This window comes from Mesoterricola sediminis, assembly GCF_030295425.1.
GTDB lineage: Bacteria > Acidobacteriota > Holophagae > Holophagales > Holophagaceae > Mesoterricola > Mesoterricola sediminis.
Window position 1 is genome coordinate 2,153,641 of record NZ_AP027081.1, and the last position, 12,366, is coordinate 2,166,006.

13 protein-coding genes and 1 tRNA gene are annotated in these 12,366 nt (G+C 65.6%); 2 read left to right on the forward strand and 12 right to left on the reverse strand.

The window, feature by feature from the left end:
* Positions 1–3 precede the first annotated feature (3 nt).
* The 5 genes from R2J75_RS09535 to R2J75_RS09555 form a co-directional block, all read right to left on the reverse strand.
* Positions 4–309 carry a DUF2752 domain-containing protein gene (locus tag R2J75_RS09535; protein ID WP_243330955.1) on the reverse strand — a complete coding sequence of 102 codons (306 nt, stop codon included), beginning with the start codon at positions 307–309 and terminating at the stop codon, positions 4–6.
* Positions 281–595 carry a TM2 domain-containing protein gene (locus tag R2J75_RS09540; RefSeq protein ID WP_243330957.1) on the reverse strand — a complete coding sequence of 105 codons (315 nt, stop codon included), beginning with the start codon at positions 593–595 and terminating at the stop codon, positions 281–283. Before R2J75_RS09540 ends, R2J75_RS09535 begins: the two co-directional genes overlap by 29 nt.
* 80 nt (positions 596–675) lie before the next feature.
* Positions 676–1,335, reverse strand: coding sequence for a PIG-L family deacetylase (locus R2J75_RS09545; protein ID WP_316411564.1), 660 nt, complete (start codon positions 1,333–1,335; stop codon positions 676–678).
* Between the two features lie 100 nt (positions 1,336–1,435).
* Entirely contained in the window at positions 1,436–4,336 is a 2,901-nt protein-coding gene (locus tag R2J75_RS09550; protein ID WP_243330961.1) for a TonB-dependent receptor, read from the reverse strand.
* Between the two features lie 127 nt (positions 4,337–4,463).
* Positions 4,464–4,757 (reverse strand): 2Fe-2S iron-sulfur cluster-binding protein, encoded by a 294-nt coding sequence (locus R2J75_RS09555; RefSeq protein ID WP_243330963.1) that lies wholly within the window; start codon positions 4,755–4,757, stop codon positions 4,464–4,466.
* A gap of 235 nt (positions 4,758–4,992) precedes the next feature.
* On the opposite strand from R2J75_RS09555, the gene R2J75_RS09560 reads away from it, so the two are divergent.
* Positions 4,993–6,573, forward strand: a complete 1,581-nt coding sequence (locus tag R2J75_RS09560) for a methyl-accepting chemotaxis protein (RefSeq protein ID WP_316411565.1) — start codon at positions 4,993–4,995, stop codon at positions 6,571–6,573.
* 40 nt (positions 6,574–6,613) lie between these two features.
* Positions 6,614–6,689 (forward strand) — tRNA-Ile (locus R2J75_RS09565).
* A 601-nt stretch (positions 6,690–7,290) separates the two neighbouring features.
* Here the strand turns inward: R2J75_RS09565 and R2J75_RS09570 are convergent.
* The 7 genes from R2J75_RS09570 to R2J75_RS09595 all read right to left on the reverse strand — a co-directional run bounded on the left by R2J75_RS09570 (position 7,291) and on the right by R2J75_RS09595 (position 12,142).
* Positions 7,291–8,087 (reverse strand): IS5 family transposase gene (locus R2J75_RS09570; RefSeq protein ID WP_394365840.1). Its coding sequence is split into 2 segments (ribosomal slippage): positions 7,291–7,751 and positions 7,751–8,087, totalling 798 coding nucleotides; the frame shifts between segments, so codons are not numbered across the junction.
* A gap of 54 nt (positions 8,088–8,141) precedes the next feature.
* On the reverse strand, positions 8,142–8,459 hold the full coding sequence (locus tag R2J75_RS19885) for a type II toxin-antitoxin system RelE/ParE family toxin (protein WP_394365900.1): 318 nt from the start codon (positions 8,457–8,459) through the stop codon (positions 8,142–8,144).
* Entirely contained in the window at positions 8,456–8,773 is a 318-nt protein-coding gene (locus tag R2J75_RS09575) for a hypothetical protein (protein WP_243330966.1), read from the reverse strand. The genes R2J75_RS19885 and R2J75_RS09575 overlap by 4 nt, the downstream gene beginning before the upstream one ends.
* Positions 8,774–8,842: 69 nt before the next feature.
* Positions 8,843–8,983: a hypothetical protein gene (locus R2J75_RS09580; protein ID WP_316411566.1), complete on the reverse strand. Its 141-nt coding sequence runs from the start codon at positions 8,981–8,983 to the stop codon at positions 8,843–8,845.
* Positions 8,984–9,095: 112 nt separating this feature from the next.
* Positions 9,096–9,485: a hypothetical protein gene (locus R2J75_RS09585; RefSeq protein WP_243330969.1), complete on the reverse strand. Its 390-nt coding sequence runs from the start codon at positions 9,483–9,485 to the stop codon at positions 9,096–9,098.
* Positions 9,486–10,884: 1,399 nt separating this feature from the next.
* A complete protein-coding gene (locus R2J75_RS09590) occupies positions 10,885–11,322 on the reverse strand; it encodes a hypothetical protein (protein WP_316411567.1) in 438 nt (145 codons plus the stop codon).
* Positions 11,323–11,755: 433 nt separating this feature from the next.
* On the reverse strand, positions 11,756–12,142 hold the full coding sequence (locus R2J75_RS09595; RefSeq protein WP_243330972.1) for a hypothetical protein: 387 nt from the start codon (positions 12,140–12,142) through the stop codon (positions 11,756–11,758).
* Between the last annotated feature and the right edge of the window lie 224 nt (positions 12,143–12,366).

The following is a 12,366-nucleotide window of genomic DNA, read 5'->3' on the forward strand; positions in this document are numbered from 1 at the left end:
GGGTCAGGGGGCCGGGCGCCGGCCAGCCCATACGCGCCGGCCCAGCCGGGCGTACTCCCAGAGCAGGAGGGGGCCCACCAGGGCGACCCGGGGGTTGAAGGCCCAGGCCTTCCCCCACTCCAGCCCGGCGGCGGCGGTCAGGGCGTGGGTGAGGCCGCAGCCCCAGCAGGGGTGCCCCGTCACCAGGGTCACGAGGCAGGGCGGGGCCGCGGCCAGCACCAGGTCCGGGGCGGCGACCGCGGCCAGGCCGGCCAGGGTCAGCCCCAGGAAGAGCGCCCGGTCACTTCTTGAGGGGGCGTCCGCTGGCATCCTTCATGCCCCCGACCAGGATGATGATGAAGTCGATGAGGGCCCAGATGCCGCACCCGCCCAGGGTGAACAGCTGGATGATGCCGATGACCGTGTGGCCCAGGTAGAAGCGGTGGACGCCCAGGGCCCCCAGGAAGAAGCACAGGAGGAGGGTGACGGTCCAGCTCTTGGGCTCGCCGGCGTCGGGGGTGGCCACGACGCTCTGGCCGGGGAGGGCGACGCCGCATTTGACGCAGACCGCCGCGGCGGGATGGGTTTCAGCTCCGCACTGGGGGCAGAAGGGCATGGGGACTCCTGGAATGGCGCTGGGCGCGATGTTCCAAGGTAGCGACCGAACGCCCGCCGGGGAATACGCTTTTTCACGTATCAGAGGACGCGCCCCGGATCCAGGAGGAGGGACGGGAGCCCCGGCTCCGCCGGGTCCGGCCGGACCCGGCGGAAGGCCTCGGTGCGGGGGGCGTTCACCGTCTCCCAGGCGTCGGGGCCGAACCCGTAGATGCCCTGGATGATGGCCAGCTTGTCCCGGAACTGGGCCTGGGTGAGGGGGAGCACGAGGCTGGCGTTCTGGGCCGGATGGGGCACGCTCCGGGCCCCGTCGTCGTCGTAGGCGAAGTGCCAGAGCTCGTTGGCCTGGAGGCGTCCCTGCTCGAACAGCACCCGCACGGCGTCCGAGACCTCGTCGTGGAACTTGTGCTCGGTGTACTCCCCCCGGGGGGAGTGGGTGAGCACCAGGTCGAAGGTGGCGCGGGGCAGGAGGTGGAGGATGGTCTCCTCCACCTGGCCCTCGGGAAGCTCGTCTTCCCGCCCCCCGTCCCGGAGGGCGCCCAGGTCCCCCCGGGCGCCGTACCGGGCCAGGGCGCGATGGAAGCGGGGGGCCCGGTCCGGGTCCGTCCGGTGATTGAGGGCGATGATGGTCAGGTCCAGCTCCGCATGCTTGAGCAGGAGCCCGCAGGCCCACATCGTTTCGTCGTCCGGATGGGCGACGATGACGGCCACACGGCCGCCCTTTTCCGCGTTCGAGGCCATGGTTCCTCCCGGCTGCAGGGTGGGATGATGCCGGGCCCGGCGCGTTCCAAAAAAAAGAGGCGGCCCGGAGGCCGCCTCTTTCAGGGTGGTGCGCGTCAGCCTAGAAGGACAGGCGGGCGCCGAGCTGCACCTGACGGGTGTCGCCCAGCATCGTCCAGTTCTTGGTGACGGCGGGAGCCGCGTCGGTGGACACGGGGTTGGAGGAGGGCACGATCTTCCAGTAGGTGTCCTGGCGGTTCAGGATGTTGAAGATGTCCACGGAAGCCGTGAACTTCACCTTGCCGACCAGGGTCCAATCGCGGCGCAGGCCCAGGTCCAGGGTGGTCTGGGAGCAGGTGCGCTTGGAGTTGCGGCCGTATTCCTGGCCGTAGATGTAGAACCGGTCGTTGGTGGTGGCGCCGTCCCCGTTCATGTCCTTGGAGTAGGTCACGGAGTAGGGGGAGCCGCTCAGGTAGCGCACGGAGAGGCTGGCGAGGATCCCGGAGAACCGCTTTTCGTTGAAGCTGATGTAGCCGGTGAGGACCGAACGGCGGTCGGTGTCGGCGTAGCCCCAATCCTTGTAGGGATCGTTCACGTCCTGGACGCCGATGCCCGAGTAGTTGCGCTCGTTGGAATCGAAGTCCTTGTTGATGGAGTAGGTGTAGTAGAGGTCGGCCTCGATGGGGCTGTCGGCCTTGTGGTACTTCAGGCTCAGGGTGTAGGCATGGTAGAGGCTGGTGCCGTCCGACATGTACTGGCCCATGGTCTGGTAGGTGGTGTTCGGGCGGGCGGAGTACACCGTGCGGCCGTAGGCGTTCACGGAGGGGGTGCCGATGTTGACGTCGCGGGTGCGCTCGAGCTGGTTGCCCTTGGCGTAGGTGGCGGACAGGCCGGTCACGAGCGCGTCGAAGGAACGCTCAACCGCGACGTTGACGCGGTCGGTGTAGGGGTTCTTGAAGTCCTGGCTGAACGTCCAGATGCTGAACGCGGGCACCTTGGCGGCGGCGGCGGAGGGGAAGGCCGAGAACCAGAAGGGGTTCGCCGGGTTGAAGGCGCTCGCGCCGGTGTTGCCGTAGGGGATGCCGAACGTGGTGGCGTCGGCGGCCTTGAAGTCCACCTGGCCCGTGCGGCGGGCGTTGGCCGCGAAGACCTGGTAGAGGAACACGGCCGGGGTGGTGCTCACGTAGCGGCCCACGCTGCCGCGCACGACGGTCTTGCCGCCGTCGAAGCCCGGGGTCCAGGTGAAGCTGAGGCGGGGCGAGAACTGGCTGTCGTTGGGGATCTTGGCGGTCAGCGGCATGGGCTTGGCCATGGGGTTGCTGTAGTCCAGGATCGGGTAGTCGGGGTTCTGCTGCTTGTCCCAGCGGACGCCGAGGCCCACCTTCAGTTCCTCGCTGATGCGCCAGTCGGCCTGCAGGTAGGCGGCGATCTGCTTGGTCTCGGCGCTGAACTGGCCGGCGTCGCGGACGTCGCCGTTGAGGCCGAAGTTCTGGCGGTAGGTCGTCCACTTCCCGGCGCGGTAGTTGGCCAGGTTGTCGAAGTAGTAGACACCGCGCCAGTTGCCGGCGAAGAACTCGGCCACGTCCACGGCGTTGTAGTCCACGCCGGCCTTCAGCTGCAGGGTGGGGGTGGTGTAGCTGATGTTCTCGACGAACTGCTTGCGCTTGGTGGAGTAGGTGCGGTCGAAGGGATACGCGCCGTAATAGCCGCCGCCCGTGATGCTCACCTCGGGGGTGGTGCTGTACGGGTCGCGGGGCATGTCGTCCTTGACGTAGTTGAAGCGGAACTCGTTCATCCAGTTGGCGTTGATGACCATGTTCCACTGGAGGACGTAGGCGTCGGACTTCACGACGTCGGAGGCCATGTTCTCGTAGGCGGCGGTGGTGCCGGAGCCGGTGTCGCCGGTGAACTTGGAGTGGTTCACGCGGGCCTGGATGACGTTGTTGGCGTTGATGTTCCAGTCGAAGCGGGCGAAGACCGTGTCGGAGTCGGCCTTGCTGTCATAGTTGCCCTGCTTGGAGAGGAGGACGGCGTCGTAGGGATTGCTGGCGACGAGGGTGTTGTAGCCGCCCTTCGTGGGATCGGGGTTGCCGAAGGCCATGTTGATGGGCGTCGTGCGGCGCTGGCCGTCGTAGGCCACGAAGTAGAACAGGGTGTCCTTGATGATCGGGCCGCCGGAGGCGAAGCCGAACTGGGCCTGCTTGAAGTCGCCGACGACCTTCTGGTCGGGGCGCTTGGCCACCATGCTCTTGGGACGGGCGTAGTAGAAGAGGGAGCCGGTGTACTCGTTGGTGCCGTTCTTGGTGATGGCGTTGAGGTAACCGCCGCCCATGCGACCGAACTCGGCGCTGGCGCCGTCGGTGATGACCTGGTACTCGCGGATGGCTTCGGAGGAAATGGTGAAGGGGGTCTTGCCCTCGGCCGCGCCCACGGCGCCACCGAAGAACGGCTCATTGTTGTCGCCGCCGTCGATGTTGATGGAGGTGTTCACACCGCGCTGGCCGGCGATGGCGAGGTTGCCGCGCTGGCTGTCGACCACCACCTGGGGCGTCAGGGTGGCCAGGGTGGTGAAGGAACGGTCCTTCATGGGGATGCTGCTGATCGCCTCGGGGCTGATGAAGGCCGCGGTGCTGGCGCGCTCCTGGTCGACGGTGGCCACGGAGGCGACCACTTCGACGGTGATGGCGGCCTCGGCGGCCATGGTCACGTTCAGGGGGGCGGCATCACCCAGGTTCAGGGTGACCTTCAGGTTGGCAGCCGTCTGGTAGCCCTTGGCGGCGACGGTCACCGCGTAGGCGCCCACGGGCAGGGTGGGGGCGAAGTAGCGGCCGTTCGCGTCCGTCACGGCGGTGCGGATGAGACCGGTCTCCTGGTTGCGGATGGTGACGGTCGCGCCGGCGATGCCGCCGCCGCCCTTCGCCGTGATGCGGCCGGTCAGCTGGGAGGACACACCCTGGGCCAGAAGGGGGGCGCCGCAGATCAGAAGGGGCAGAAGCCGGGATAGCCGGAGGGCACTTTGCATGGACATGCTCCTTGGAACGAGAGAAATCAGTATCTCTGGTTACCGAGCATTATCCGGGAACTTTTCTGTTAAATGAAGCACATCAACCCGCGCATATTTGCATGAGCGGTTTTTTCCTTGCCGGCCTTCAGCGATCCGGCTCCATCTGGCAGGTGACATCCCCCGTCGCCCAGGCCTGGCAGCCGAGCCGCTGATCGGGAGCCGCCTTGAGCAGCTTGAGGATCCGGGCTTCGGTGGCCCCGACGGGCGTGAGGTTCTCCTGGCCCGCCTCCACGGTCACGATGCAGGTTCCGCACCGGGCGTGGCCCCCGCACCGGTGGTTGAGCGGCTGTTCCCCTCGTGCGGCCGCCGCAAGCAGCGACAGCTCGCGTTCGATGGAGATCTCTACGGTCTGCTTGCCTTTGAAGGTCACCTTGAACATGGGGCTCCGGTCGGGAAAGGCGGACGTGTGCCTTGGCCTAGGTCAGAATAGGGCGGGCCGGGCCCGGACGGAAGCCTCGACAGCCCATTCGGCTGGTATCCAGACCCCCCTCTTTCGTTTTTGCACCAATCAGAAGTGTTGTAAATTTTATAATTTTACTTGTTTTGTCAACATTGGCGCGCTAGGTTGACGCTGGCCCCGGTCCCCCGGACCGGCATGCCCGACAGGAGCCCCCATGCTCGCATCCCTCCGCATCGGTCAGCGGCTCGCCTTGGCCTTCGGATTCATCCTTGCCCTCCTGGCCCTGTCCAACGGCGGCGCCTTCCTCCGCATGAACGAGATGGCCGCCGACCTGGACCGGATCACCCGCGTCTACGGCATGGAGCGGGACTTGGCCATGCGCATGGAACTCGCCTCCGAGACCATCAGCCGGCTCACCGCCACGAGCCTCCTCAGCGAGACCACCGCCCAGCGGGATGCCGCGCTGGACCAGATCCCGCCCCTGCGCAAGGTCTACGACGATTCGGGCGCGGCCCTGGAGCGCATGCTCCTGTCGGAGGAGGCCCGGGCGCTCTTCGCGCGGACCCAGGAGGGGGCCCGGACCACCCGGCCCATCAACAATGAGGTCATCCGCCTCGAGAAGGCCGGCCGCCACAAGGAGGCCGTCGCCCTGTTCGCCGGAGAGGCGGAGGCCGCCAAGGAGAAGTGGTTGAAGTCCCTGGATGACCTCTCGGTCTTCGCCGCGGATCGCCTGAGGGAGGCCCGGGACCGGGCCCAATCGGCCCTCGACAACGCGAGGTTCATGGTCGCCCTCCTCCTGGGGCTGGCCATCGCCCTGGGGGTGGCCGCGGCCCTCGCGATCACCCGCGGTATCATCCGCCCCGTCAAGGCCTTCCAGGAGATCCTGGGCCGGGCCGCCACCGGCGACCTGCGGGTGAAGGCGGAAGCCGGCGCCCGGGACGAGATCGGGGATCTGGGCGTCTCCCTCAACGGCATGCTGGGCCGCCAGCGGGAAGCCATCCAGGGCGTGGCCTCGGCCACCGCCACGGTGGCCAGCGGCGCCACCGAACTCTCCGCCAGCGCTGACCAGATGTCCTCCGCCACCCAGCAGATCGCCCGGAGCAGCGAGACCCTCAACCAGGTCATGGAGCAGGTGGCGGCGGCCATGCTCGAACTGGCCGCCAGCGTCCAGGAAGTGGCCGGCAACGTCCGCCTCTCCCAGGAGGAATCCCGGCAGGCCGTCCTTGCCGCCGAAGCCGGACGCCGGGATGGGGAGCAGGCCACTCGCCGCATGGAGAAGATCCTCGCCACCACCGGCAACATCGCCCAGGCCGTGCGCGTGATCCAGGACATTGCCCGCCAGACCAACCTCCTGTCCTTGAACGCCGCCATCGAGGCCGCGAAGGCCGGGGCCCAGGGCAAGGGCTTCTCCGTCGTCGCCGAGGAGGTGCGGAAGCTCGCGGAACGCAGCCGCCAGGCCGCGATGGAGATCGAGGGCCTCATCCTGGAGAGCCGCGAGGCCGTGGAAGACGGCACCCAGGCCGTGCGCGCCGCCATCGGCTTCCTGGGCAGCATCCACCAGGCCATCGACGGCGTCGCCGCCCGCGTCCAGGAGATCGGCGCCGCCACCGAGGAACAGACCCGCACCGCCGACGAAGTCAGCCGCCGCGTGGACGAGGCCTCCCGCGAGGTGGGCCAGAACGCCGCCGCCACCCACCAGCTGAGCGCCACCGTCGTCGAAATCGCCCGCACCTCCAGCGACCTCGCCCGCGTCTCCGAAGGCCTCGCCGAAGCCATGGGCCAATTCAAGGTTTGAGGCCCTATATCAACGTCCGGCCCTGAGCTAGACTGTTCCCGGCCCTATAGCTCAGCGGTCAGAGCTGGCGGCTCATAACCGCTTGGTCCAGGGTTCGAATCCCTGTGGGGCCACCAAGTGCCAGGCCGACGGCATCCGAGGAAGTCTGACATGCCTTGAAGGACAAGGGCATTTCGGACTTTCATCGTCCGAGGAGGTCTGCTGGCGGCCGAGGAAATCCGCAGTGTCATGGGAGGACATTTGGGGGCATCAACTCCACTCATAAGGAGATCCCGCCTGGCGGGGTTGGTCACTTTGCAAGACCCTATGCATGAAACGCGGAAGACTTGCCCTTGAGGACCTCTCAGAGGCAGACAGTTGAAGCCAAGCAGCCCTGCTTCCTAACCCGATGTTCGACCAGACCCTGCCAACCTCGTCTCCGATGATCGCTCCAACCCACACCAACTTCCGCCCCGTGTCGCCCGCCTCGTCTGGCAAGGCTAGTCAACGGGGTCGTTAGAAGTGGTGACAAAACCAGTGCTTTCCGCCGGCGATTACCATGCTTCATCTCCTCCATCCCGACCATCGGCGTTCATCCCTGTTACGCAGGGCCGAGGCATAGATGGGTCGGCGCATGTAATGGGCGCACCGACCCATGCCATCGCTGGCCCTGCGTAACAGGGATGAACGCCGATGGTTGGGATCAACGGGGATAGGGCTGGGGCTACTTCCAGCGCATTACCATCCCAGGGCAGAGAAGCAGATGAGGCTGGCTGCAACCTTGAGGAAGGCTAGGTGGATATCGGCCCGCCTTTCGTAACGAACCATGAGGCGCCTGAAGTGCTTGAACCACGCGAAGGTCCGCTCGACTACCCAGCGATGCTTGCCAAGTTTCTCTGCGGTCTCGACCCCTCGCCGTGCAATGCGGGAGAGCATGCCCCGGACTTTGCAGGCCACCCGGCAGCGGCGGAAGTCGTACGCCTTGTCGGCGTGCAGTTTCCTGAAACGCCGGCGGGGGCGCCCACGACCATGGCGAATCCCTGGCACCGCATCGATCAGCTTCTCGAATGGGACCGAGTCATGCTGGTTCGCAGGCCCCACCAGCACGGCCATCGGGATGCCATTGGCATCGGTGATCAGGTGGTGCTTGGTCCCGTTCTTCCCTCGATCCGTGGGGTTCGGGCCGATCGCTTGGCCCCCCTTTTTGCCCTGATGCTCGAAGCATCCAGGGCGCCGCGCTCCCAATCGATTCGGCCTGCGTCGTTCAACTCCTCAAGCAGGATTCGATGGAGGTCGTCCCACACGCCGAGGTCATGCCACTCCTGGAGTCGGCGCCAGCATGTCATGCCACTGCCGCAGCCCATCTCCTTCGGCAGATCCGCCCAGCGGATGCCTGTCTTCAGGACGAACAGGATTCCCCGCAAGGCGTTGGGGTTGGGCACAGGAGGCCGCCCTCCCTTCGGCTTCGGCACGGGCGGAGGCAAAAGCGGAGCGATGCGTTCCCAGAGCTCAGAGGGCAAGATTTCTCGGGCCATCCAAGTACACTATGCACTCTTTCCTTGATGTACAAGGGGTTTTGTTACCACTTCTTAGGCATCGCGGGGCAACCGGCCAGTGATGGCCGCGAAATCAGGGGCTTGTTCGCTCCTAATAACGGCTAGGATCTCAACGGACCGAGCCCCCGGTTGGTAAATGATCCGAAATGGAGGGTGGACCACCTCGCGCAGGTTGGGGTCATCCAACTCGGGGACCATCCTGCCGGAGGTCGGGAATCGTTCCAGTCGGCTGATGGCTTTGTGGACAGCACGCGCAAGGCGATCTGCTGCGTCCCGATTATCCATTGCGATGAAATCCAGTGCGGTCTCCAACGCTCTGCCTGCTGGCCCTGACCAATGAACTTCAATCATTGACCTGCCCACTTATTTAGCCGGCGTCCCATTTCCTCATGGCTGATCACATCACCCTCGGCAATAGCTTTACGCCCTTTTTCGACAGCCGCCTGGATTTGCGCCTTCCGGGTCCATTCATCCACCAGTTGGGCAACGCTAACGCCCTGCTCAGCAGCCATGACCCTCAAAGCTCGCGCGGTCTCAGTGGGTACCACGACTGAAACCTTGGTCGTCTCACCTTCGAAATTCCTCGGACGGCCGATACTCATGTCTTCCCCCTTTTTGGAAATATATTCCATTTTCTCAAAAAGGCCAGCAGGGGACGCTTGCATTCACAATTCTGCCGATCACCAGAAGGCTCGCTCCCTTCTTGGCGGGAGCAGGGCCACCGCATGATCCATTCAGGAATGAGCCGCACCTGAATTCGCGAGCGGGAACCCGAGGAGCGCGGCCATCCGGTAGTCGGGGGACATGGCGGCCTGAAGCCGCCTGACCCAGAGTTGCTTCTCGGGCAGGTAGGCCACCGCGTTCAGGGTCGTCACCCGGCGGGTCTCCCGGGGCTTTTCCTTGAGGCGGGGACTCTCGCCCTTGATCCTCGCGCCTGTTCCTTCAGGCGCAACCTGTCGTTACCCATTGCAATTCACGATATCTGATTTATAATTTATTTATGAAAGCGTTTGGGTTCGGCCTTTTTTTTCTGCCCTTCTCCATCGCCGTGGGCTTGCCGTTCTCCATGGGCAGGCTAGGTAGTGTTCCTTGGTTCCACCTTTTCTCCGGGTGCGGGGGCTTTTTTGGGGCCACCTTGTGCTGGAGACTCCTTGTGCACGGTCGAACCGATGCGTCCGGAAGGGCTGTGGTGGCCGGGATGCTCACAACCATCCTTGGCCAGTTCTTGATGTGGCTCCTCTGGTTGTTCACGTATTCCTTGTTTCCCATCCCACCGGGTGGCTCATTTCTCGAGAGGTTGCAGCAGGAGTTGTCCACTGCAGTCCTCTTTACCGTGGGCGGCCTCGTGGCGATGTCTACATGGGTGTTGATACCCATCGGAGCACTCCATGGTTGGGCGTTCCAGCGCCTTACCCTGTTGCTAAGGAAGAAATCCCAGGGGTGAGGATGGTCCATGCGGAAGCCCATGGGGCAAGGGTGACCTCGGCAAGTGGAGCGTCGACACCTGACGAACCCGTTGACCAGCCGTGTCCGGCTTCTGACCTTCGGTTGGCCAGAAACGCGCTTTGGGCACGGCGCTCCTGCCGACGCGAGGCCAGGGTCGGCCTCGACCATCGGGTGCGGCATGGCCGGGGCGCTGGTTCAGGTCCTTCTCTGAAATGATTTGAAATGAGGGCTATTTGACGGGGAATCCAAACCACGAAATATCAGCACCGCAGGATGGGCAGGTTCGCCTGCTGAGCAGCCAGCTTCGGACGGATGAAGGCTTGCTGAAGGCGGGCAAGGGTCTTCCACACCTGGGGCAGGGCGGTTTCCTTCGCAGTGTCTCGAAGAGAACCAAAAACAGGAAGGTTCCGAGTGATATGTATGCGTAATAGCTCATCCTGCTTGGGTTCCGCCCATTCCGGCTTGGGAGGTTCTGCAACGTTGCACTGGCCATCCATGCATTACAGGCGTCAGATGGCCCGGAGGTGAGCGAAGGTTCCATGCGCCTCTTGAACAGCCCCCAAGACCTGACCAGGGCCTAGGCCGTTCGAGGAAGCCAGGGCTGCAATGGTCAACCTTGCATGGGATTGCCGTACGCCGTCAGGTATCGAGGGATGACATGACCAAGAGGGCCTTCCGGCCGGCTTCGGGGTGAAGGACGGAGAACGGTCCCGCCTCCGGATGGCACCGTTCGCCGTCAGACAGGTTCGCCGTTCGAGGTGGAGCCCGATGAGCGTCGGAATCCGTAGCACACCACGATGGCCCATTTCGGTCCGTGTTTTATGGGTATGCAGCCATACGAGACGGTTCCTTCAGGCGCAACGTACCCGTAACCAACCGGCATGAACCGCACGGCGGGGCCATCGGATCGATGCCGGAGGGTGAAGTCAACCGGACTCATGGATAAGAGTGCGCCCGTGAGGAGGATTGCCAGCGAACATCGCAGCAGGCGCCGGCCGCGGAGCGCGCAGAAGGCGAAGACGGCGATGGACGAAGCCAACCAAAACACGAACGACGCTCTCCAGGAGAGGGTCATCAGGCCTACGGCGTAGAGGAAAATCAGGGTTGCACCCGCTGCCGCAATCGGGAGGCGCTTCCATCGCATCATGGGACCCGGATCCGGAGGAGGGGCGCGCTGAAAGCCGCCCGGTGCCTGAGGGTGGGCAGACCCATGGGGGGGGAGGCGGGCAGGGGGGAGCCGGCGAGGGCATGTGCGGGTAACCCAGGGGCTCGCGGGACCGGGGGGGCCGCGCCGGACCGCGGGGTCGGGTGGAAGGCCATCCGGTTCGGGCTACTTCGGCGCAGGGGTCGGCGTCGGCTCAGGGGTCGGCGTCGGCGCGGGGGCTGGGGCAGGAGCCGCCGGGTGGCCTGGGGCTTTGGCGGGGGCTTTCACCGCGGCCCGGGCGGCCTTGCTGGCGTCGTTCGCTTTCTTGGAGGCTTCGGCGGCCACGCCATTCTGCTGGACGGCGCGTTTGCGTGCGAGGTGGGCTTTCCTGGATTCACGCGCCGCGACCTGGGCCTGGTGATCCGCCTCTTTGAGGGCCTTCCGGGCCCGTTTCAGGGCGGCCTGGGCCTTGTCCACATCCGCCTTGGCCTTGTCCACGGCCTTCCTGGCCTCGAGCACGACCGGATCCTGGGAGACCTCCGTTTGGAGGGGCTGAGGCGGGTTCGCGTGACCCATCGGGCCCAGCAGGGCGACCAGGACAAGGAGCTTGAAGGGCTGATTCATGGGGTGGGCCTCCGAGGTGGGGAGAAGGAGAACGGGAACAGGCGCGAGAACGGCTGGCGCTCCCTTGGGGCAGCCCCTTCGCATCGAGGCGCGGCGGCTGCGGGCCGCGGGGTCATGGAAGTGCCTGATGCGGTGCCCCTGCGGGGATGCGGTGGAGAAGAACCGCAGAGGACTGGGGCGGCCGGGGCGGATGCGGGGGCATCCGGCGGGTTCCAGGGCTTCATCCCGTTGCGGGGGCGAAACCTGGCGGACTGGTTCTTGGGTGGGACTGGGACCAGTGTAATTCGGGCCCGGAACGCCCGTCGCGGAAAATGGCGCCAGGTCCTCCGCCGCGGACCCCGGCGGGTCCTTCCGCGCGCCCTGGCCGGGCCGCACCCGGCCCCGGGCTTCAGACGGCACGGCGATGCTGGCGGAAGGCCGGCCCACGGCGGGATCACCTTCCGGCGGCGCCGGCAAACAACGCGGAGGCCCCCTCGACGATGGCCCGCCGATGGGCTTCGGTGATGTCCTTGGCCTTGCAACGTCCTTGGGAGGTCGTATAGCCAAGGGCCTTCAGTTTCGCCTTGAGATACGCCGGGCCCTTGAGGCTGACCCAGGTGTCCAGGAAGGCCAGGTCCGCAGCCTGATATTCCTCGGCAAAGGCCATGGCGGGGCTGCCTTCCATGAAGGGCAGCAGGTACTTGGACCAGATGGGGGTCGTTGGGTTCAGGAGATTCGGCCCCCTGGGGAGATTGCCTTCCAGCGCCATGGCATGGAACAGGATCTGGCAGGTCTTTGTGGCTGGGTCGGACGTCCCCTGCGCGGCCTTGGCAAGGGCCATCAAATGGGCCTCGTTGGAAGGCGCCGGGGCTGGCTGCTGGGGACTGGCCAGGGCGGGAGCCAGGCCAGCCATCAGGACCGATGCGTATCTCGGGGTGGAAACCATGGGGTGGCCCTCGCGCGATCCTGCGCCCCCTGCGGGGGGAACGGCTCCGAGTATGCCACGTACCGGCCGGGGCTTCATGGGGAGGGACGTGGCGCCAGGACGCCCCTTCCGGAATCGGC